Genomic DNA, 20,599 nt, shown 5'->3' with positions numbered 1-20,599 from the left:
CATGACTGTCAGGTTAGCCTTACACATATGCGACCACATTGAAAGCTCTGGGCGAAGGCGGGCGTGGGACGATGCGCAGATTGTCAGAACAAGTTGACATGAGGGGAGGGCAGGCATGACCCGGATCGACCCCGAGCTGACGCTGGCCCCCGACGCGGGGCGCGGTCCGCGCGCGGTGGTCATCGGGGCGGGCCTCGGCGGGCTGGCCTCGGCCATGCGGCTCGGGGCCAAGGGATACCGGGTCACCGTGGTCGACCGGCTCGACGTGCCCGGCGGGCGCGGCTCGGCGATCTGGAAGGAGGGCCACCGCTTCGACCTGGGCCCCACGATCGTCACCGTGCCGCAGGTCTTCCGCGACCTCTGGGCCGCCACGGGCCGCGACTTCGACACGGACATCGACCTGCGCGCGCTCGATCCCTTCTACGAGATCCGCTGGCCCGACGGCGCGCGCTTCACCGCCTGCGGCGACACCGACCGCATGATCGAGGAGGTGCGCCGCCTCTCGCCGGGCGACGTGGCGGGCTACCGCAAGTTCCTGAAGGACAGCGAGGCGCGCTACCGCTTCGGCTTCGAGGACCTGGGCCGCCGCCCGATGCACCGGTTCCGCGACCTTCTGGCGGTGCTGCCGACCTTCGCGCGGATGCGCGCCGACCGCTCGGTGCATGCCCATGCCGCGCGGCGGGTGCGCGACCCGCGGCTGCGCATGGCGCTGTCCTTCCATCCGCTCTTCATCGGCGGCGACCCCTTCAAGGTCACCTCGATGTATATCCTCGTCAGCCACCTCGAGAAGGCGTTCGGCGTGCATTACGCCATGGGCGGCGTAGCCGAGATCGCCCGGGTCATGGCGCAGATCGTGACCCAGCAGGGCGGGCAGGTGCTGATGCGCAGCGAGGCCGACGAGATCCTCGTGGCCGGTAACCGCGCCCGGGGCGTGCGGCTCTCGGACGGCACCGAGCTGCCCGCCGAGCTGGTGGTCTCCAACGCCGATCCGGGGCTCACCTACCGGCACCTGCTGCGCAACCACAAGCGCAGGCGCTGGACCGACGGCAAGCTCACCCGCGCGCGTTGGTCCATGGGGCTCTACGTCTGGTATTTCGGCACCAAGGGCACGCGCGGGATGTGGCGCGACGTGGGCCACCACACGATCCTGAACGGCCCGCGCTACCAGGGCCTCGTCGAGGACATCTTCCGCAAGGGCCGTCTGGCCGAGGACATGGCGCTCTATCTGCACCGGCCCAGCGTCACCGACCCCAGCGCCGCGCCCGAAGGCGACGACACCTTCTACGTGCTCTCGCCGGTGCCGCACCTGGGTCACGACAATCCCGTCGACTGGCGGACCGAGGCCGAGGTCTACCGCAAGAAGATGCTCTCGGTCCTGGAGGAACACCTGCTGCCCGGCTTGTCGCGGCATCTCGGCCCCGAGGAGGTCTTCACGCCGCTCGACTTCGAAAGCCGCTACCACGCGCCTTTCGGCACCGGCTTCTCGATCGAGCCGCGCATCCTGCAAAGCGCCTGGTTCCGCCCGCACAACATCAGCGAAGAGGCCGGGGGCCTTTATCTCGCGGGCGCGGGCACCCATCCCGGCGCGGGACTGCCGGGGGTGATCTCCTCCGCCGAGGTGCTCGACCAGCTGGTGCCGCATCCCGAGGGGGTGACGCCATGATGCGCGACGACGACCTCGCCGCCTGCCGCGCCGCGATCCGGCATGGGTCGCTGTCCTTCCACGCGGCTTCGAAGCTTCTGCCCGCGCGGGTCCGCGATCCGGCGCTGGCGCTTTATGCCTTCTGCCGGCTGGCCGACGATGCGGTCGACCTGGGCGAGGAAAAGGCCGAGGCCGTGTTGCGCCTGCGCGACCGGCTTGACCTGGTCTACGCGGGCCGGCCCATGCAGGCCGCGCCAGACCGGGCCTTCGCGGGCGTGGTCGAGAGCTTCGACATGCCGCGCGTGGTGCCCGAGGCGCTGCTGGAAGGGCTGGCCTGGGACGCCACCGGGCGGCGCTACGCGACGCTGTCGGAGCTGCGGGACTATTCCGCCCGGGTCGCGGCCACGGTGGGCGTGATGATGTGCGTGCTGATGCGCGTCCGCGATCCCCATGCGCTGGCCCGCGCCGCCGACCTGGGCGTCGCGATGCAGCTCACCAATATTGCCCGCGACGTGGGCGAGGATGCGGTGGCGGGGCGGATCTACCTGCCCACCGACTGGCTGAGCGAGGCGGGCTGCCCGCCCGAGGCCTTCCTGGCCGACCCGCGCCCCGACCCGCAGATCCGCGCCATCGTCGCGCGGCTCCTGGCCGAGGCCGAACGGCTCTATCAGCGCGCCGAGGCCGGCGTGCGGGCGCTGCCCGTCGACTGCCGCGCGGGCATCTTCGCGGCGCGCCACATCTACGCGGGCATCGGCACATCTGTCGCGCGCGCGGGGCACGACAGCGTGACCCGGCGGGCCCGGACCTCGAAGGCGCAGAAGCTGGGCTGGCTCGGGCTCTCGGCGGCGCGGACCGGGGTGAGCCTGCTCCTGCCGCGCTCGGCGGTGTTATACGCCCGGCCGCTCGCCGAGACGCGCTTCCTGGTCGAGGCCGCCGCCCGGCGCGACCCGGTCTGGAGCCGGTCCGACCAGCTTTTCGCCACGCTCTCCGATCTCGCCGCGCGGGACCGAGCCGAGCGGGCGGCCTTGATCGCGGGACAGGCGCGCTCTAACTGATCCTCGATGTTCTGGATGCTCTTCCTGCTGTTCCTCGCGGCCTGTCTGGCCGCTGGCACCACCGGCGCGGTCTTTCCGCCGGGGCCCTGGTATCGCGCGCTGAAAAAGCCCGGCTGGACCCCGCCCGACTGGGCCTTCCCGGTGGTCTGGACGACGCTTTACGTCTTCATGGCGGTGGCCGGCGCGCGGCTGGCGCTGGCGCCCGACAACGGCTTCGCCATGGCCTTCTGGGCGCTGCAGATCGCGCTCAACGCGCTTTGGACGCCGGTGTTCTTCGGGCTGAAATACATCCGCGCGGGCATGCTGGTGCTGACGCTTCTCTGGCTGTCGGTCGCGGGCTCCATCGTGGTCTTCTGGCCGGTCGACTGGATCGCGGCGCTGCTGTTCCTGCCTTACCTGCTCTGGGTCACCATCGCGGGGGCGCTCAACGGCGCGGTCTGGCGGCTGAACCCCGAGACCGCCGCCAATCCGCCCGAGGCGCCGCGCTGAGGGCGCCGCGTCCGGGGGCCTTTCAACCTTCGGTGTCGTCGAACTCCCAGCGCCGCCGCCTCGGCACCCGAAGCGCGATCATCGGCTTCAGCCAGGGGCTCGCGAAGCGCCGGAGATCCAGCGCCTCATGCACGCCCACGGCGGGTTCCCCGTCCAGCGAAGTGCGCAGCATCGCCCGGCTGTAGAAGGGCGCGTCCAGAAGGCTCATCACCTGGTGCGGCCGGGCCCCGGCATCGCCGCGCGTCTCGCGTTTCACCCGCCAGCGCGAGGGCGCGACCCGGGCGCGGGGCGGCGCCTCGATGGGATGCACCTGGCCCGCGCGGTCGAAATGCGCGGCCTGGGTGATCTCGGTGCCGTCGTGCCGGGTGGCGTCGTAGAAACAGGTGGCCCCGGAGCGGGTCGGATAGCGGCCCCAGGTCCAGTAGCTGAAATCCTCCTCGAGCGCGCGGGTCCCGAAGTTGGCGTCGAAATAGCCATGGCCCTCCCATTGCCAGCCGGGGGCCTCCATATCGACCTCGATCCGGGCGACCGGCGCGAAGGGCCGCCAGATATGCGCGCCGTCCGGCGTCAGCGGCAGCTCGCAGGAGGTGATCGCGCTGGGCGTCAGCCGGATCAGCCCGCGCACCCGGCCGAACTGCGGCGGCGCGGCCATCTCGTCGATCTCGGCGACGAGCGTCTTGCCGTTCCAGCTCAGCGAGGAGGGGCCGATGGTGATCCGCTGGCCCTCCTGGCGCAGCGCCGCGCGGCCCCGGTCGGTCATGGTGAAGCGCCCGCCGCGCCCGTAGGTCGCGACATTCATGCAGACGTGGTTTTCGGGATCGCGCCGCCCGGACCAGCGGTACCAGGGCGAGAAGACCGAACCGATGAAGGCGATGATCGAAATCGCCCGGTCGCCCGAGGCGCTTATGCCGTCGATATACCACCAGGCATAGCCATTCGGCGGGACGGCGACGGCGAAACACGGTCCATCAAGATCGCCGCGGCCGCGTGCCTCCCGGAAAGCGCCGCCATCGGCACCCCGGGGCCCGGATGCACCCCGCCCCCGCAGAGATATAGTCCCTTCAGTCGCGTGCGCGCGCGCGGGCGGGTCAAGGCCGACAGGAGGCCATGCGGGCTCTGCCCGTAAAGCGAACCGGCGCTCGCGGGAAAGAGCTGATCGAACATGGCCGGGCTGGTCAGGGCGCGCGGCCCCGGTTCCGGGTCGAAACGTAGGCCGAAGTCCCGCAGGGGGGCGAAGGTCCGGGTCAGACATCTGTCAAAATCCTCGTCGGTTGATGCTGTCCGCGCGAGGGGTGACGCGTTCAGGATGATCTCGAACCGTTCCGGGCCGGGGCTTCCGCCGGGCAAGCCCCGGTCCTCGGCACATACATACAAGGTGGGGTCGGGCGCGCTTTGGCCCTGGGCCAGCGCCTTGAACTCGGGCGCGGGGTCGTCGCGGAAGAACACGTTGTGATGGGACAGCTCGGGGCCATGGGCCGCGGCCTGGAAGGCCCAGACATGGGCCGAGAGCGCCCGGGGTTTTGTCGCGATCCGGGGCAGGGCGCGCGCCGCCAGCGGCCCGAGCCGCCCGGTCGAGAGCGCCCTGGGGTCGCCGTTGAAAAGGATATGATCGGCCGAGATCACCTCGTCGCGGCAGGTCCGCACGCCGCGCACGCCGTCGGAATAGCCCAGGATCTCGACCGCCTCGGTCTCGTGGCGGATCTCGCCGCCGTGCGCGACGAAAAGATCGGCCAGCGCGCGGGCGAGCGCGGAAAGCCCGCCCTCCACCGCCCAGACCCCGGCGGCCTCGGCCTCCCAGATCAGCGCGTAAAGCGCGGGGATGCGGGCGGGATCGCCGCCGACATAGGTGGCGTAGCGCCCGAAGAGCTGGCGCAGCCGGGGGTCGGAGAAGCTTTGCCGCAAGAGCCCGTCGAGGCTGCGCCAGGGCATGAGGTCGGGGATCAGCCGCGGCTCGGCCAGGACCGCGCGGGTCAGCGCCAGCGGGTCCGGCTCGGCGGTCAGCATCATCGGCTCGCGGAAGGCCTCGAAAAGCCGCTTGGCCCGGGCCGAGAAGGCGCGGAATTCAGCCTCGCCCTTGGCCCCGGCGAAGGCGCGCACCGCCTGGGCGCTGTCTTCGGGGTCGGCGTGCAGGTCGAGCCGCGCGCCGTCGCGCCAGAAGTGCCGGGCGAGAATCTCCTGTCGGTGCAGGGTCACATGGTCCTCGAGCGCCGCGCCGGCGCTGGCGAAAAGCGCCTCGAAGACCCAGCGCAGGGTCAGCACCGTCGGCCCCGCGTCGACGCCTTCCACCTGGCGCATCTTGCCGCCCGGGACCGCCTGCCGCTCCAGCAGCACGACCGGGCACCCGGCGGCGGCGAGCGGCAGCGCCGCGGCAAGCCCGCCGATGCCGCCGCCGATCACCACGATCGTCCCGGCGCCGGGGCTGGCCAGATGGGGAGCTGCGGCGGACATAGTCTGATTGTTGACTCGCGGGGGCAACCTGTCCAGTGTGGTTTACACTATAGTGTCAATCGTGATCGACGGATCGGGAGGACCGCATGGATATCCACCAGCGCATCGACACCGCGATCCGACGCGCGATCACCGCGGGGCAGGGCGGCCAGGCCGCGCCCCGGCAGCTCTCCGAGGCCCTGCTTTACGCCTGCACGCCCGGCGGCGCGCGCATCCGGCCGACGATCCTGGTCTCCGTGGCCATGGCCTGCGGCGACGACCGGCCCGGGGCCACCGATGCCGCCGCCGCCGCGCTGGAGCTGATCCATTGCGCCAGCCTCGTGCACGACGATCTGCCCTGTTTCGACGATGCCGACACGCGCCGGGGCAAGCCCTCGGTGCACCGCGCCTATTCTCAGCCGATCGCCGTGCTGACCGGGGATTCGCTGATCATCATGGCCTTCGAGACGCTGGCCCGCATGGCGCCCGAGGCGCCCGAGCGGCTGGCGCCGCTCTTGCTGACGCTGGCCCGCCGCACCGGCATGCCGCATGGCATCTGCGCCGGCCAGGGCTGGGAAAGCGAGGCGCAGATCGACCTCTCCGCCTATCACCTGTCGAAGACCGGCGCGCTGTTTATCGCGGCGACCCAGATGGGCGCCATTGCCGCCGGGCAGGAGCCCGAACCCTGGTTCGAACTGGGCGCCCGCATCGGCGAGGCTTTCCAGGTGGCCGACGACCTGCGCGACACGCTCGGCAGCGCCGACAGCCTGGGCAAACCGGTGCAGCAGGACGTGCTGCACGACCGCCCGAACGCGGTGCACGAACTGGGCGTCGAGGGCGCCGTGGCGCGGCTGACCGACATCCTGTCGGGGGCCATCGCCTCGATTCCGTCGTGCCCCGGAGAGGCGGCGCTGGCGGGCATGGTGCGCAAGCAGGCGGAGCGGCTGACCCCCGGCCTGACGCCCGTCCGGGTCTGACCCGATGAGCCTCGCCGCCGAGGAGCCGGGCCCGCGCGGCAGGGGCACCCGGCCCGGCATCCTGACACGTCTGGCGCGGCTCGTGGCGCAGCCCGGGTTCCAGCGCTGGGCGGCAAGACTGCCCTTCATCCGCCCCCATGTGCGCCGCGAAGGCGCCGAGATTTTCGATCTGGTTCAGGGCTTTGTCGCCAGCCAGACGCTTCTGGCGCTGATCGAGCTGCGGGTTTTGCATCGCGCGCTCGAGGCGCCGGTCTCCGCCGAGGCGCTGACCGTCCCGCTCGATCTGCCCGAGGAGCGCGTGGCGCTGCTGCTACAGGCCGGGGCGGCGCTGGAGCTGCTGATCCGCATGCGCGACGGGCGCTACCGGATCTCGCTGCGGGGGGCCGCGCTGCTCGGCGTGCCGGGGCTCGAGGCGATGATTCGCCACCACGGCGCCTTCTATCGCGACATGGCGGACCCCGTGGCGCTTCTGCGCGGTGAGACCGAGACCGAGCTCGCCGAGGTCTGGCCCTATGTCTTCGGTGGCGCCGGCGGGCAGGAGGCCGTGGTCCGGCAGTATTCCGACCTGATGAGCGGCAGCCAGGCGCTGGTCGCCGAGGATACGCTGGCCGCGACCTCCCTGCGCGGGGTGCGGCACCTTCTCGACATCGGCGGCGGTCACGGCGTCTTTGCCCGCGCGGTCCGGGCCCGGCATCCCGGCCTTCCGGTGACGGTCTTCGACCTGCCCGAGGTGGTCGCCAGCGCGCCCGAAAGCCCCGGGCTGACCTTCGCGGGCGGCTCCTTCCGCGACGACCCGCTGCCGGCGGGCTGCGACGCGATCTCGCTTGTCCGGGTGCTCTACGACCACGAGACGGCGACGGTGCGCGCGCTCCTGGCCAAGGTCTTCGAGGCGCTGCCGCCCGGCGGGCGGCTGATCATCTCGGAGCCGATGTCAGGCGGCGCCCGGCCCGATCCGCACGGCGACGTCTATTTCGCCTTCTACACGCTCGCCATGCGCACCGGCCGGGTTCGCGCCCCAGAAGAGATCGGGGCGATTCTCTCCGAGACCGGCTTTTCCCGGATTCGCATGCCCCGGGCCCGCAGACCCTTCGTCACCCAGGTCGTCACAGCCGTGAAAACCGGGGTCTGACGGGGAAACTGTCTATTACAGTTGACACATATGACTGTATGTCTACTCTGACAGACACCCAGTCAGAGTCGTCTGACAGACGGACGCGGGGCCTTGGTTGCGAAGTCCCCGTTCGGAGGTAACCGGGAGGACGCGACATGTTTGCCGATGCGGTCGTGCTAGAAAGCCCAGGACAGCTGGCCCTTGCCTCGCTGCCCCTGACGGCGCCCGGCCCCCGGGACATCACCGTCGCCATCGCCCGTTCGGGCATTTCCACCGGCACCGAAAAGCTTTTCTACACCGGCGAGATGCCGCCCTTCCCGGGCATGGGCTACCCGCTGGTCCCCGGCTACGAGGCCGCGGGCGAGGTCGTCGAGGCGGGCCGCGACAGCGGTTACAAACCCGGCGATCATGTCTTCGTGCCCGGCGCGGCCTGTTTCGAGGGCGCGCATGGGCTTTTCGGCGGGGCGGCGGAGACGCTCATCACCCGCGCCGACCGCGTGACCCGGATCGATGCGGGCAGCGGCGAGGCCGGCGCGCTTCTGGCGCTGGCGGCCACCGCGCGCCACGCGCTGGCGGGCTATACCGCGACCCTGCCCGAGCTGATCGTGGGCCATGGCGTCCTTGGCCGGCTGCTCGCGCGGCTGACCATCGCCGCGGGCGGCGCGGCCCCCACGGTCTGGGAAATCGCGCCCGAACGCATGGCGGGCGGCACCGACTACGCCGTGATGCGCCCCGAGGACGACCCGCGCCGCGACTACGCCAGCATCTACGACGCCTCCGGCCAGGGTGCGCTTCTGAACGACCTGATCGGGCGGCTCGCCCGGGGCGGAGAGATCGTGCTGGCGGGTTTCTACGCCCAGCCGCTGAGCTTCGCCTTCCCGCCCGCCTTCATGAAGGAGGCCCGCCTGCGCGTGGCCGCCGAATGGAGCCATGACGACCTCACCGCGACCCGCGGTCTGATCGAGACCGGGGCGCTGTCGCTCGACGGTCTCGTCACCCACCGCAGTTCCCGGCGCGACGTGACCGCGGCCTATGAGACCGCTTTCACCGACCCGGCCTGCCTGAAAATGATCATCGACTGGAAGGACGCCGCATGAAGGATGACGTTCCGAACCTCAAGGACTTCGACAAGCGCCTGCGCGACGAGGCCAGCGAGGATCTGGCCGACATCGTCACCGACGAGCCGACAAGCAAGACGCAGATCATCGCGATCTACGGCAAGGGCGGCATTGGCAAGTCGTTCACGCTGGCCAACCTCAGCCACATGATGGCCGAACAGGGCAAGCGCGTGCTGCTGATCGGCTGCGATCCGAAGTCGGACACCACCTCGCTCTTGTTCGGCGGCAAGGCCTGCCCGACGATCATCGAGACCTCGACCAAGAAGAAGCTCGCGGGCGAAGAGGTCGCGATCGGCGATGTCTGCTTCAAGTCGGGTGGCGTCTTCGCGATGGAGCTGGGCGGCCCGGAAGTCGGCCGCGGCTGCGGCGGACGCGGCATCATCCACGGCTTCGAGCTTCTGGAGAAGCTGGGCTTCCACGACTGGGACTTCGACTACGTTCTGCTCGATTTCCTGGGCGACGTGGTCTGCGGCGGCTTCGGCCTGCCGATCGCCCGCGACATGGCGCAGAAGGTGATCCTGGTCGGCTCCAACGACCTGCAGTCGCTTTATGTTGCCAACAACGTCTGCTCGGCGGTGGAATATTTCCGCAAGCTCGGCGGCAATGTCGGTGTCGCGGGCCTCGTGGTGAACAAGGACGACGGATCGGGCGAGGCGCAGGCCTTCGCCGAGGCCGCCGGCATCCCGGTCCTGGCCGCGATCCCGCAGGACGACGACCTGCGCAAGAAATCCGCCAATTACCAGATCGTCGGCACCTCGGCCTCGCACTGGGGCTCGCTCTTCGCCGGGCTCGCCGAGGCGGTCTCGGACGCGCCGCCGGTGCGGCCGACGCCGCTCGACCAGGACGGGCTCCTGGGGCTCTTCGACGGCAGCGAGACCGGCGCCGACGTGGTGCTGGAACCGGCGACCGACGCCGACATGCGCGGCAAACACGCCGCGCCGAAGGAAAGCCTCGAAGTGATCTACGACGACGCCTGAACCGGGCGGCGCGGGGGCCACACCCCCCGCCCGTCCAGAGTGACCCGAGCCAGACACAGGGACCATCGTGACCCGGACGACACCTGACACAGACGACCGACCGATCGAGGGACAGGGCTGCCATTCCGGCGACGAGCTGGAGCGCGCCGCGCGCGAAGCGGGCGCCTCGGACGTGCTCGACCGCTACGCCGAGGACTACCCCAAGGGCCCGCACGACAAGCCGCAAAGCATGTGCCCGGCCTTCGGCAGCCTGCGCGTCGGGCTGCGGATGAAGCGGGTGGCCACGGTGCTTTCGGGTTCGGCCTGCTGTGTCTACGGGCTGACCTTCGTGTCGCATTTCTACGGCGCGCGGCGCTCGGTCGGCTATGTGCCCTTCTCCTCGGAGACGCTGGTGACCGGCAAGCTTTTCGAGGACATCCGCGACTCGGTTCACGAGATGGCCGACCCGGACAAGTTCGACGCCATCGTGGTGACCAACCTCTGCGTGCCCACCGCCTCGGGGGTGCCGCTGCGGCTCCTGCCGAAAGAGATCAACGGCGTGCGCATCGTCGGCATCGATGTGCCGGGCTTCGGCATCCCGACCCACGCCGAGGCCAAGGACGTGCTGGCCGGGGCCATGCTGGCCTATGCCCGCGAGGAAGTGGCCGCCGGGCCGGTTCCGGCGCCCGAGGCGCGGGTGACCGACCGGCCGACGCTGACCCTTCTGGGCGAGATGTTTCCCGCCGACCCGATGACCATCGGTGCGCTTCTGGCGCCGCTCGGCATAGCCGCCGGCCCCGTGGTGCCCTGCCGCGAATGGCGCGAGCTGTATTCCGCGCTCGACTGCGGCGGCGTGGCGGCCATTCATCCCTTCTACACCGCCGCCGTGCGCGAATTCGTGGCCGCCGGCCGCCCGGTGATCGGGTCTGCCCCGGTCGGATACGAGGGCACCGCCGCCTGGCTCGAGGCCGTGGGCGAGAGCTTCGGCATCGACCCCGCGCGCATCGCCGAGGCCAAGGAGGCCGCCCTGCCGCGCATCGCCGAGGCCCTTGCCGCAGCCCCGATCGCGGGCCGGATCACGCTCTCGGGCTACGAGGGCAGCGAGTTGCTGGTCGCCCGCCTGCTGATCGAAAGCGGCGCGGATCTTCCTTACGTCGGCACCGCCTGCCCGAAGACCCGCTTTTCCGCCGAGGACGCCGCCTGGCTCGAGGCGCGCGGCTGCCGGGTGCGCTACCGCGCCTCGCTCGAGGATGACGTGGCCGCGATGCAGGAGTTCCAGCCCGACCTCGCCATCGGCACGACCCCGGTGGTGCAGAAGGCGAAGGAGCTGGGCGTGCCGGGGCTCTATTACACCAACCTCATCTCTGCGCGTCCGCTGATGGGCGCGGCCGGGGCCGGCTCGCTCGCCGAGGTGGTCAATGCCGCCATGGCCGGCAAGGGCCGGATGGACCGGATGCGCGCCTTCTTCGAAGGCGTCGGCGCGGATGACACCGCGGGCGTCTGGGAAGGCGCGCCGAACCTGCGGCCCGACTTCCGCCGCCAGCACCAGAAGAAACTCGACAAGGCCGCCCGCGCCCGCGCGGCCCAGGAGATGATCTGATGGCCTTGATCCAGGATCACGACCGGGCCGGGGGCTACTGGGGGGCGGTCTATGCCTTCTGCGCGGTCAAGGGATTGCAGGTGGTCATCGACGGCCCGGTGGGCTGCGAGAACCTGCCCGTGACCAGCGTGCTGCATTACACCGACGCGCTGCCGCCGCACGAGCTGCCCATCGTGGTCACCGGCCTCGGCGAAGAGGAACTGGGCCGCGACGGCACCGAGGGCGCGATGCGCCGCGCCTGGGAGACGCTCGATCCGGCGCTGCCCGCGGTAGTCGTCACCGGCTCCATCGCCGAGATGATCGGCGGCGGGGTGACGCCGCAAGGCACCTCGATCCAGCGGTTCCTGCCGCGCACCATCGACGAGGACCAATGGCAGGCCGCCGACCGGGCGATGACCTGGCTCTTCACCGAGTTCGGCATGACCAAGGGCCGGATGCCGCCCGAAAAGGCCCGCGAGGAGGGCGCCAAGCCCCGGGTCAACATCCTCGGGCCGATGTATGGCACCTTCAACATGCCCTCGGACCTCGCCGAGATCCGCCGCATGGTCGAGGGCATCGGCGCCGAGGTGAACATGGTCATGCCGCTCGGCGCGCATCTCGCCGAGATGCGGGGCCTGGTGAATGCCGACGCCAATATCGTCATGTATCGCGAGTTCGGCCGCGGCCTCGCGGAATGCCTGGGCAAACCCTACCTGCAGGCGCCGATCGGGATGGAATCTTCGACCCTGTTCCTGCGCAAACTGGGCGAAATCCTGGATCTCGACCCCGAGCCCTTCATCGAGCGCGAGAAGCACTCCACGCTGAAGCCGGTCTGGGACCTCTGGCGCTCGGTCACGCAGGATTTCTTCGCCACCGCGAATTTCGCCGTGGTCGCCAACGAGACCTATACCCGCGGCATCCGCCGCTACCTCGAGGACGAGCTGGGCCTGCCCTGCGCCCTCGCGGTGGAGCGCAAGGCCGGGGCCAAGACCGACAACGACGCGGTGCGCGCGGAGCTGGCGCGCCAGCGGCCCGTGGTGGTCATGGGCTCGATCAACGAGAAGATGTATCTCGCCGAGCTCTCCGCCGGCCACGGGCCGCAGCCGGCCTTCATCCCGGCGAGCTTTCCCGGCGCGGCGATCCGGCGGCATACCGGCACGCCCTTCATGGGCTACGGCGGCGCCGCCTACCTTCTGCAGGAGATCTGCAACGGGCTTTTCGACGCGCTCTTCCACATCCTGCCGCTCGGCGCGGCCATGGATGCGGGCGAGGCGACGCCGACGCCGCTCCGCCGTGATTTCCCCTGGGATCCCGACGCCCAGGCCGAGCTTGACCGGATCGTCGCCAGCCATCCGGTGCTCACCCGCATTTCCGCCGCCAAGACGTTGCGCGACGCCGCAGAGGCCGAAGCGCTCCGCCAGGGGGCCGACCGGGTCGTCCGCGAGACGGTCCGCGCCCTCGAACCCTCACTGAAAGGAACGGACCGATGACCGACATAAGCTCGACCCCGCCCAAGGCGCGCTCGAAGCGCGGGACGGAGTTTCTTCTCTATTTCAGCCTGATCTTCGTGCTGGCGATCCCCTTCGCCACGGTCTTCTGGCTGCTCGAGGTGTTCCAGAAGCAGACGCTCAACCTGCACGGGCCGCTGGCCCGGGCCTGGGCGGAAGCCGACCGGATCACCCCGCTCATCTTCTCGGCCTGACGGCCGGGAGACGTCACTGACCGCCTCGCTCGGGGCGGACAGGCCCGAGGGGGCAACCCCGAGGGAACCCGGCCGTGAGGGTGTCACGGCGTCAGCGTAACGTTCCGGAGGAAAGTTAATGGCTGATAACACCGACCTGTCCTTCACAGGTCTCACCGACGAGCAGGCGCAGGAACTGCACTCCGTCTACATGAGCGGCCTCTGGCTGTTCTCGGCGGTCGCAGTGGTGGCTCACTTGGCCACCTTCATCTGGCGTCCGTGGTTCTGAGGAGGGCTGAAGCATGGCGAAGTTCTACAAGATCTGGCTCATCTTTGACCCCCGCCGCGTCTTCGTGGCCCAGGGTGTCTTCCTCTTCCTGCTCGCAGCGATGATCCATCTCGTCGTTCTCTCGAACGGCATCAACTGGTTCGAAACTGCGGCCGCGGCTGGCGCTTCCGAGTGACGCCACCCCGGGTTCGCCGGCTGGCGGGCCTGCTGACAGGTGACCATGACAAGGCCGTGGGCGGGAACCGGAGACCCGGACGCCCGCCCACGGCAATCCCGATACGGTATCGACGGCATACGCCCCGGCGAAGCGGTGGGTGCCGCCATTAGCGGAGACCAAGACGATGGCAATGCTCAGCTTCGAAAAGAAGTATCGCGTCCGTGGAGGGACGCTGATCGGCGGCGATCTGTTCGACTTCTGGGTGGGCCCTTTCTACGTGGGCTTCTTCGGCGTCACGACCGCCTTCTTCGCGCTTCTGGGGACGATCCTGATCCTCTGGGGCGCCGCGCACCAGGGCACCTTCAACCCCTGGCTCATCAATATCGCGCCGCCGGATCTGTCCTACGGTCTGGGCGCCGCACCGCTGATGGAAGGCGGGCTCTGGCAGATCATCACCATCTGCGCGATCGGGGCCTTCTCGTCCTGGGCGCTGCGCGAGGTCGAGATCTGCCGCAAGCTCGGCATCGGCTACCACGTGCCCTTCGCCTTCTCCTTCGCGATCTTCGCTTACGTGACCCTGGTGGTCTTCCGGCCGCTCCTGATGGGCGCCTGGGGACACGGCTTTCCCTACGGGATCTTCAGCCACCTCGATTGGGTCTCGAACACCGGCTACGCCTACCTGCATTTCCACTACAACCCGGCCCACATGCTGGCGGTGACGCTGTTCTTCACCACCACGCTGGCGCTGGCGCTTCACGGCGGGCTGATCCTCTCGGCGGCGAACCCCGAGAAGGGCGAGATCATGAAGACGCCCGACCACGAGGACACCTTCTTCCGCGACTTCATCGGATATTCGGTGGGCACGCTCGGCATTCACCGCCTGGGCTTCCTGCTCGCCATCAACGCGGGCTTCTGGTCCGCGATCTGCATCATCATCTCCGGCCCGGTTTGGACCAAGGGCTGGCCGGAATGGTGGAACTGGTGGCTCGAGCTGCCGATCTGGGGCCAGCTCTGAGGGGAGATCGCAGCCATGACAATGATCGAAAATCAGAACATCTTTACCCAGGTCCAGGTGCAAGGCACCCCGGAATGGGGGATGAACGACAACGGCAAGATGATGGAGGAGCGCGCCGGCAAGCCCTTCTTCTCGACCCTGGCGGGCTTCCTGGGCAACGCCCAGATCGGCCCGATCTACCTGGGCTGGACGGGCTTGGTGTCACTCTTCACCGGGATCCTGGCGCTGAACATCATCGGGCTCAACATGCTCGCCCAGGTCGACTGGTCGATCCCCGAGTTCATCCGGCAGGGCTTCTGGCTGGCGCTGGAACCGCCGAGCCCGCAATACGGGCTGACCATCCCGCCGCTCTATGACGGCGGCTGGTACATCATCGCGAGCTTCTTCCTGCTCGTCTCGGTGATGTCCTGGTGGGCGCGCTCCTGGCTTCTCGCCAAGGAACAGAAGATGGGCAAACACGTCTTCTGGGCCTTCGGCTCGGCGATCTGGCTGTTCCTGGTCTTGGGCCTGTTCCGGCCGATCCTGATGGGATCCTGGTCAGAAGCGGTGCCCTACGGGATCTTCCCGCACCTCGATTGGACCACGGCCTTCTCGATCCGCTACGGGAACCTCTACTACAACCCGTTCCACTGTCTCTCGATCGTCTTCCTCTATGGCTCGGTGCTGCTGTTTGCCATGCACGGGGGCACGATCCTGGCGGTGACCCGCTACGGCGGCGACCGCGAGCTCGAGCAGATCGTCGACCGGGGCACGGCAACCGAACGGGCGGCGCTGTTCTGGCGCTGGACGATGGGCTTCAACGCCACGATGGAAGGCATCCATCGCTGGGCCTGGTGGTTCGCGGTGCTGACCCCGATCACCGGCGGCATCGGCATCCTTCTGACCGGCACCGTCGTCGACAACTGGTTCATCTGGGCGCAGGAACATCACTTCGCCCCGGCCTATGACGGCAGCTACGGCTACCAGGCCTATGACCAGACCTATCAGTCCTTCATCGGCGGAGGTGAATGAGATGCTTGGGTGGTTCAAGAACTGGAACAAGGATAACCCGACCGACATCTACGGTCCGGCGATCCTGGTCGGCACGGTGGGCGTGGCGGTGGCGGTGGCGGCGGTCCTGGTGACCGTCGGCCAGCCGGCGGCGACCAAATCCCTGCAGACGGGCCCCCGCGGCACCGGCATGTCGGTGCCCGAGTTCGTCTCGGAGGTGGAAAGCCCCGATCCCACGATCGAGGCCTATTTCAGCCAGGAGCCGATCCCGCCGGCCTCGGAGGATGCGCTCGCGGGCGATCTCTACGAGAACGTGCAGGTGCTGGGCGGTGTCACCGACGCCAATTTCACCCGCCTGATGAACGCGATGACCCAATGGGTCGCGCCGGAACAGGGCTGCGCCTACTGCCACGCCAATGCCAACGAGGGCAATTACGCCGACGACGAGCTCTATACCAAGGTGGTGTCGCGGCGGATGATCCAGATGACCCAGAACATCAACGAGTTCTGGGCCGGTCACGTCAACGCCAACGAAGAGGTGGGGGTCAACTGCTACACCTGCCACCGCGGCCAGAACGTGCCTTCGGAGATCTGGTTCAAGCTCACGCCGCTGGGCGACACCATGGAGGGCTGGGGCGCGGTGCAGAACCGCGTGACGCCGGTCAGCCAGTTCACCTCGCTGCCCTCGGACGCGCTGGAGAAATACCTGCTCGATGGCGAGATGATCGGCGTGCACAACTACGAGTCCCACGTCGACGAGGGGCCCGAGGAAGAGGGCGTGCGCAGCTGGCAGGACGCCGAGCGGACCTATTCGCTGATGAACTACGTCTCCAACTCGCTGGGGGTCAACTGCGTCTTCTGCCACAACTCGCGCGCCTTCAACGACGGCGCACAGGTGACGCCGCAATGGGCGACCGAGAGCCTCGGCATCCAGATGGTGCTCGAGATGAACCAGGACTACCTGGTCCCGCTCGAGGAGACCTACCCGGAAAACCGGCTGGGCCCGCTGCACGGCGATGCGCCGAAGGCGGCCTGCAAGACCTGCCACAAAGGCTATCAGCAGCCCCTGCAAGGCATGAACGTGATCGCGGACTGGCCCGAGCTCGCCACGACCTCGGGTGATTACGTCTACGACAGCGAGTGACACGCGCGGCCGGCCGGGGTGACCCGGCCGGGCGACGCCACGGGGTCCGGGCGCCCACTTTCCCTGGCGTTCGGATATCGGGGGGTTCCCCCCGGTTCCCTTCCTGTTGGCTACAGGAACCGGCGCCGCGCCGCGCGAGACCGAAGGTTTTGACGGTGCGGCGCCAATTTAGCGGGAGGACATGACATGACCCGTCCGACGACACCCCTACTCGACCAGCTGAGCGGCCCCGAGGCGCTGCGCGACATGGAGGCGGGCACGCTCAGGCGGCTGGCCGACGAGCTGCGCGCCGAGGTGATCTCGGCGGTCTCCGAGACCGGCGGCCATCTCGGCTCCTCGCTGGGCGTGGTGGAACTGACCCTGGCGATCCACGCGGTCTTCAACACGCCGGTGGACAAGCTGGTCTTCGACGTCGGCCACCAGTGTTATCCGCACAAGGTGCTGACCGGGCGGCGCGACCGCATCCGCAGCCTGCGCCAGAAGGACGGGCTCTCGGGCTTCACCAAGCGCGCGGAAAGCGCCTACGACCCCTTCGGCGCGGCGCATAGTTCGACCTCGATCTCGGCGGCGCTGGGCTTCACCGTGGCACGCGACATGGGCAAGCCCACGGGCGACGCCATCGCGGTGATCGGCGACGGGGCGATCTCGGCGGGCATGGCCTACGAGGCGATGAACAACGCGGGAGCCGAGGGGCGGCGGCTCTTCGTGATCCTGAACGACAACGAGATGTCGATCGCCCCGCCGGTGGGCGCGATGTCGGCCTATCTGTCGTCGCAATATCCCAGCAATCCGCTGCACCGCATGAAAAGCCTGGCCGAGGGCATGGAATCGGCGCTGCCGGGCCCGATGCGCGAAGGCGCCCGCCGGGCGCGCGAGCTGGTGACCGGGCAGGGCGGCCAGAGCGGCGCCCTGTTCGAGGCGCTGGGCTTCGACTACCTCGGGCCGATCGACGGGCACGACATGGGCCAGCTTCTGACGGTCCTGCGCTCGGCCCGGGCGCGGGCCACGGGGCCGGTGCTGATCCATTGCTGCACCGTGAAGGGCAAGGGCTACGCCCCGGCGGAGAAAGCCGCCGATTGCGGGCACGGCGTGTCGAAATTCGACCCTGACACGGGCGTTCAGGCCAAGTCCTCGGGCGGGCCACCGGCCTATACCAAGGTCTTCGGCTCGGCCCTGACCGAGGCCGCCGCGCGCGACCCCGACGTGGTGGCGGTGACCGCGGCCATGCCCTCGGGCACCGGGGTGAACATCATGGCCGAGCGCTTCCCGGGCCGGGTCTTCGACGTGGGCATCGCCGAACAGCACGCGGTGACCTTCTGTGCGGCCATGGCCGCCGAGGGGCTGAAGCCCTTCGCCGCGATCTATTCGACCTTCCTGCAGCGCGCCTATGACCAGGTGGTGCATGACGTGGCCCTGCAGGGGCTGCCCGTGCGCTTCGCCATCGACCGCGCGGGGCTGGTGGGCGCCGACGGGGCGACCCATGCGGGCGCCTTCGACGTGGGCTATCTGTCCACCCTGCCGGGCTTCACCGTCATGGCCGCCGCCGACGAGGCGGAGCTGGTGCATATGGTCGAGACCGCGCGGCAACACGAGGCCGGACCCATCGCCTTCCGCTACCCGCGCGGTGCCGGCACCGGCGTGGCCCTGCCCGAGACCCCCCAAGCGCTGGAGATCGGCCGCGGGCGGGTGATTTCCGAGGGCAGCGACGTGGCCTTCCTCTCCTTCGGCGCGCATCTCGCGGAGGTCCAGGCCGCCGCGGCGCTTCTGGCCGAGGAAGGGATCAGCGCCACCGTCGCCGACGCGCGCTTCGCCAAACCCTTGGACATGGCGCTGGTGGGCCAGCTTGCCCGCCACCACGGCGCGCTTCTGACCGTGGAGCAGGGCGCCGAGGGCGGCTTCGGCGCCCGGGTCCTGCAGGGGCTCGCGGCGTCCGGCGCGCTCGATCGCGGGCTTGCGGTGCGCAACCTGCATCTGCCCGACCGCTTCATCGACCAGGCGAGCCCGGCCGAGATGTATGCCGATGCGGGGCTGACGGCGCGCGACATCGCGGCGGCGGCGCTCAGCGCGCTCGGCCGGGACGCCAATGTGGTGCCGCTGCGGGCGTGATTTCGGGTCTAATGCGCCCTGATAGAGCCGCCTATGCGCCTGCGGCGGGCGGGCTGCGGGGGCGCGCCGGCCATTGAGGCCGGCCGGCCCCCGGCGAGAGGCGCTGCCTCTCGCGCTCTCCGAGGTATTTTCACCAGCTGAAGAGCTAGGCCTCGGCGCGCAGCCCGAGGTTCGGGAAGAGGCGTCCGGCGTGGTCGCGGAGGTAGATCCGCAGCCAGGGCGTGAAGCGTTCCGGCGCCTCGGCGATCCGGGCCTGCAGGGTCGAGAGCGCCATCCAGGCGGTCTCGCAGACCTCCTCGGGGTTGGGGGCGAGGGGCAGGTCCACCGGCGCTTCGGCGGTGAAAAGGTCCACGACCTCGTGTTCGATCAGGCCCTGTCCGACCTCGGCGCGGTATTCGATCCGGTCGCGGCGGGTGAGGGTGAGCCCCTCGATGCCCAGTTCCTCGCGCAGGCGGCGCATGGCGCAGGCCTCGGGGGCCTCGTCCCAGTGGGGATGCGTGCAGCAGGTGTTCGCCCAGAGCCCGGGCGTGTGGTATTTCCCCAAAGCCCGGCGCTGCAGCAGCACCCGGTCGCCCGCCATGACGAAGACCGAGATCGCCTTGTGGCGCAGCCCGCGGCGATGCACCTCGAGCTTCTCGACCGGGGTCAGCGTGTCACCCACCCAGGCGGGGATCTTCAGGCTCATACATGGGTCTCCGGAACCAGGCCCGCGAGGTGGCGCAGGTTCTTGAAGCCGATCTTCAGATGCGCGAGCGGGCGTGCCTTGACCAGGGACTTGTTCATATAGGCCTCGAAGGTCAAGCGCTGCACGTCGATGTCATGGCAGAGCGAGACGAAGCGTTCGCGCCGGGAATCCGAGCGGTAATAGGCCGATTGCATCGAGGCGAGCACCCGGAAGACGGTCTTGTGCTCGCGCATGAAGAGTTTGCGCGCCAGGCGCAGGGCCTTGGGATTGCCGCTGGCCAGGCAGGCGGCGGCGGCGCTGGCGGCGACCCGCCCGCCGGTCATCGCGTAGTAGATGCCCTCGCCCGAGGAGGGGGCCACGACCCCCGCGGCATCGCCCGCCAGCACCAGGTCGCGCCCGTTGTCCCAGCGGTCGAGCGGTTTCAGCGGGATCGGCGCGCCCTCGCGGCGCAGCGTCTCGCATTGGGCCAGGGCGCTGGCGCGGCGGAGCTCGGCGGTGGCCTGCTTGAGGTTCACCCCGGCGTCCTCGGTGCCCATGCCGACCGAGACGGTGTCGCCATGCGGAAAGACCCAGCCGTAGAAATCCGGCGAGATGCGGCCGTCGTAGATCACGTCGCAGCGCTGCGGGTCGTAGGTCGTGTCGCGCAGGGGCGCGGCGATGATCTCGTGGTAGGCAAAGACCAGCGGGATGCGGTCGGCGCCCGGCACCTCGCCCCGGGCGACGCGGCTTTTCGCGCCGTCGGCGCCGATGATGATCCGGGTGGCAATCTCGCGGTCTTCGCCGCTGGCCTTGTCGCGGTAGACCACCCGGGGCCAGCCGCGGCCACGGATCACGCGGGTGAAGGTGCCGATGTGGCGCTCGGCGCCCGCCGCTTCGGCGCGCTGGCGCAGCCAGGGGTCGAAATCCTTGCGGTCGACCATGCCGACAAAGCCGTTCTCCACCGGGATGTCGACGTGGCGGCCGCTGGGCGAGATCATCCGCGCGGTGCTGATCTTGGCCAGGAGCTGGTCCTCGCCGACGTCAAAATCCGCCATGAGCCGGGGCGGGATGGCGCCGCCGCAGGGTTTGATCCGCCCTTCGCGGTCCAAGAGCGCGACCTTGTGGCCGCTTCGCGCCAGGTCATGCGCGGCGGTGGCTCCGGCCGGGCCGCCTCCGACAACGACGACATCATAGACCAT

Annotated in this window: 20 protein-coding genes; 16 read left to right on the top strand and 4 right to left on the bottom strand. The window is 69.6% G+C overall.

Annotated elements, in window-relative coordinates:
- Window positions 1-115 precede the first annotated feature (115 nt).
- From LR948_RS12935 to LR948_RS12925, 3 genes are read left to right on the top strand one after another with little or no spacing between them, the layout of a single operon-like run.
- Window positions 116-1,663, top strand: coding sequence for a phytoene desaturase (locus LR948_RS12935; RefSeq protein WP_232754485.1), 1,548 nt, complete (start codon window positions 116-118; stop codon window positions 1,661-1,663).
- On the top strand, window positions 1,660-2,697 hold the full coding sequence (gene crtB, locus LR948_RS12930; protein WP_232754484.1) for a 15-cis-phytoene synthase: 1,038 nt from the start codon (window positions 1,660-1,662) through the stop codon (window positions 2,695-2,697). Before LR948_RS12935 ends, crtB begins: the two co-directional genes overlap by 4 nt.
- Before the next feature lie 6 nt (window positions 2,698-2,703).
- A complete protein-coding gene (locus tag LR948_RS12925; protein WP_232754483.1) occupies window positions 2,704-3,186 on the top strand; it encodes a TspO/MBR family protein in 483 nt (160 codons plus the stop codon).
- 22 nt (window positions 3,187-3,208) lie between these two features.
- On the opposite strand, the gene crtC is transcribed toward LR948_RS12925, so the two are convergent.
- Window positions 3,209-4,093: a carotenoid 1,2-hydratase gene (gene crtC, locus LR948_RS12920; RefSeq protein WP_370634962.1), complete on the bottom strand. Its 885-nt coding sequence runs from the start codon at window positions 4,091-4,093 to the stop codon at window positions 3,209-3,211.
- Window positions 4,090-5,634: a 1-hydroxycarotenoid 3,4-desaturase CrtD gene (crtD, locus tag LR948_RS12915; protein ID WP_232754482.1), complete on the bottom strand. Its 1,545-nt coding sequence runs from the start codon at window positions 5,632-5,634 to the stop codon at window positions 4,090-4,092. The genes crtC and crtD overlap by 4 nt, the downstream gene beginning before the upstream one ends.
- Window positions 5,635-5,720: 86 nt before the next feature.
- Here crtD and LR948_RS12910 point away from each other — a divergent pair, with 86 nt between their 5' ends.
- From LR948_RS12910 to dxs, 13 genes are all read left to right on the top strand, one after another.
- Complete coding sequence (locus tag LR948_RS12910) at window positions 5,721-6,590, top strand: polyprenyl synthetase family protein (protein WP_232754481.1); 870 nt, start codon at window positions 5,721-5,723, stop codon at window positions 6,588-6,590.
- 4 nt (window positions 6,591-6,594) lie between these two features.
- The gene (locus LR948_RS12905; RefSeq protein ID WP_232754480.1) at window positions 6,595-7,719 is read left to right on the top strand and encodes a methyltransferase; all 1,125 of its coding nucleotides are present in this window, start codon (window positions 6,595-6,597) and stop codon (window positions 7,717-7,719) included.
- 137 nt (window positions 7,720-7,856) lie between these two features.
- Complete coding sequence (gene bchC, locus LR948_RS12900) at window positions 7,857-8,798, top strand: chlorophyll synthesis pathway protein BchC (RefSeq protein WP_232754479.1); 942 nt, start codon at window positions 7,857-7,859, stop codon at window positions 8,796-8,798.
- On the top strand, window positions 8,795-9,796 hold the full coding sequence (locus LR948_RS12895; RefSeq protein WP_232754478.1) for a chlorophyllide a reductase iron protein subunit X: 1,002 nt from the start codon (window positions 8,795-8,797) through the stop codon (window positions 9,794-9,796). The genes bchC and LR948_RS12895 overlap by 4 nt, the downstream gene beginning before the upstream one ends.
- 67 nt (window positions 9,797-9,863) lie before the next feature.
- Complete coding sequence (gene bchY / locus LR948_RS12890; RefSeq protein WP_232754477.1) at window positions 9,864-11,375, top strand: chlorophyllide a reductase subunit Y; 1,512 nt, start codon at window positions 9,864-9,866, stop codon at window positions 11,373-11,375.
- Window positions 11,375-12,844: a chlorophyllide a reductase subunit Z gene (gene bchZ, locus LR948_RS12885; RefSeq protein ID WP_232754476.1), complete on the top strand. Its 1,470-nt coding sequence runs from the start codon at window positions 11,375-11,377 to the stop codon at window positions 12,842-12,844. Before bchY ends, bchZ begins: the two co-directional genes overlap by 1 nt.
- Window positions 12,841-13,056 (top strand): cytochrome PufQ, encoded by a 216-nt coding sequence (gene pufQ / locus LR948_RS12880; RefSeq protein ID WP_232754474.1) that lies wholly within the window; start codon window positions 12,841-12,843, stop codon window positions 13,054-13,056. Before bchZ ends, pufQ begins: the two co-directional genes overlap by 4 nt.
- Window positions 13,057-13,174: 118 nt before the next feature.
- Complete coding sequence (gene pufB / locus LR948_RS12875) at window positions 13,175-13,324, top strand: light-harvesting antenna LH1, beta subunit (RefSeq protein WP_072778079.1); 150 nt, start codon at window positions 13,175-13,177, stop codon at window positions 13,322-13,324.
- A 13-nt stretch (window positions 13,325-13,337) separates the two neighbouring features.
- A complete protein-coding gene (pufA, locus tag LR948_RS12870) occupies window positions 13,338-13,499 on the top strand; it encodes a light-harvesting antenna LH1, alpha subunit (RefSeq protein WP_093009160.1) in 162 nt (53 codons plus the stop codon).
- 166 nt (window positions 13,500-13,665) lie between these two features.
- On the top strand, window positions 13,666-14,496 hold the full coding sequence (pufL, locus tag LR948_RS12865) for a photosynthetic reaction center subunit L (RefSeq protein ID WP_232754473.1): 831 nt from the start codon (window positions 13,666-13,668) through the stop codon (window positions 14,494-14,496).
- Window positions 14,497-14,517: 21 nt separating this feature from the next.
- A complete protein-coding gene (gene pufM, locus LR948_RS12860; protein ID WP_232754617.1) occupies window positions 14,518-15,507 on the top strand; it encodes a photosynthetic reaction center subunit M in 990 nt (329 codons plus the stop codon).
- 1 nt (window position 15,508) lies between these two features.
- Complete coding sequence (pufC, locus tag LR948_RS12855; RefSeq protein ID WP_232754471.1) at window positions 15,509-16,630, top strand: photosynthetic reaction center cytochrome PufC; 1,122 nt, start codon at window positions 15,509-15,511, stop codon at window positions 16,628-16,630.
- Window positions 16,631-16,816: 186 nt separating this feature from the next.
- On the top strand, window positions 16,817-18,736 hold the full coding sequence (gene dxs / locus LR948_RS12850) for a 1-deoxy-D-xylulose-5-phosphate synthase (protein WP_232754469.1): 1,920 nt from the start codon (window positions 16,817-16,819) through the stop codon (window positions 18,734-18,736).
- A gap of 145 nt (window positions 18,737-18,881) precedes the next feature.
- Here the strand turns inward: dxs and idi are convergent, their stop codons facing one another.
- Both idi and LR948_RS12840 read right to left on the bottom strand, forming a co-directional pair.
- Entirely contained in the window at window positions 18,882-19,421 is a 540-nt protein-coding gene (gene idi / locus LR948_RS12845; RefSeq protein WP_232754467.1) for an isopentenyl-diphosphate Delta-isomerase, read from the bottom strand.
- Window positions 19,418-20,599 (bottom strand): geranylgeranyl diphosphate reductase, encoded by a 1,182-nt coding sequence (locus tag LR948_RS12840; RefSeq protein ID WP_232754465.1) that lies wholly within the window; start codon window positions 20,597-20,599, stop codon window positions 19,418-19,420. The genes idi and LR948_RS12840 overlap by 4 nt, the downstream gene beginning before the upstream one ends.

The organism is Roseivivax sp. GX 12232, assembly GCF_021272185.1.
GTDB lineage: Bacteria > Pseudomonadota > Alphaproteobacteria > Rhodobacterales > Rhodobacteraceae > Roseivivax.
This window is presented reverse-complemented; position numbering and strand designations above follow the sequence as displayed.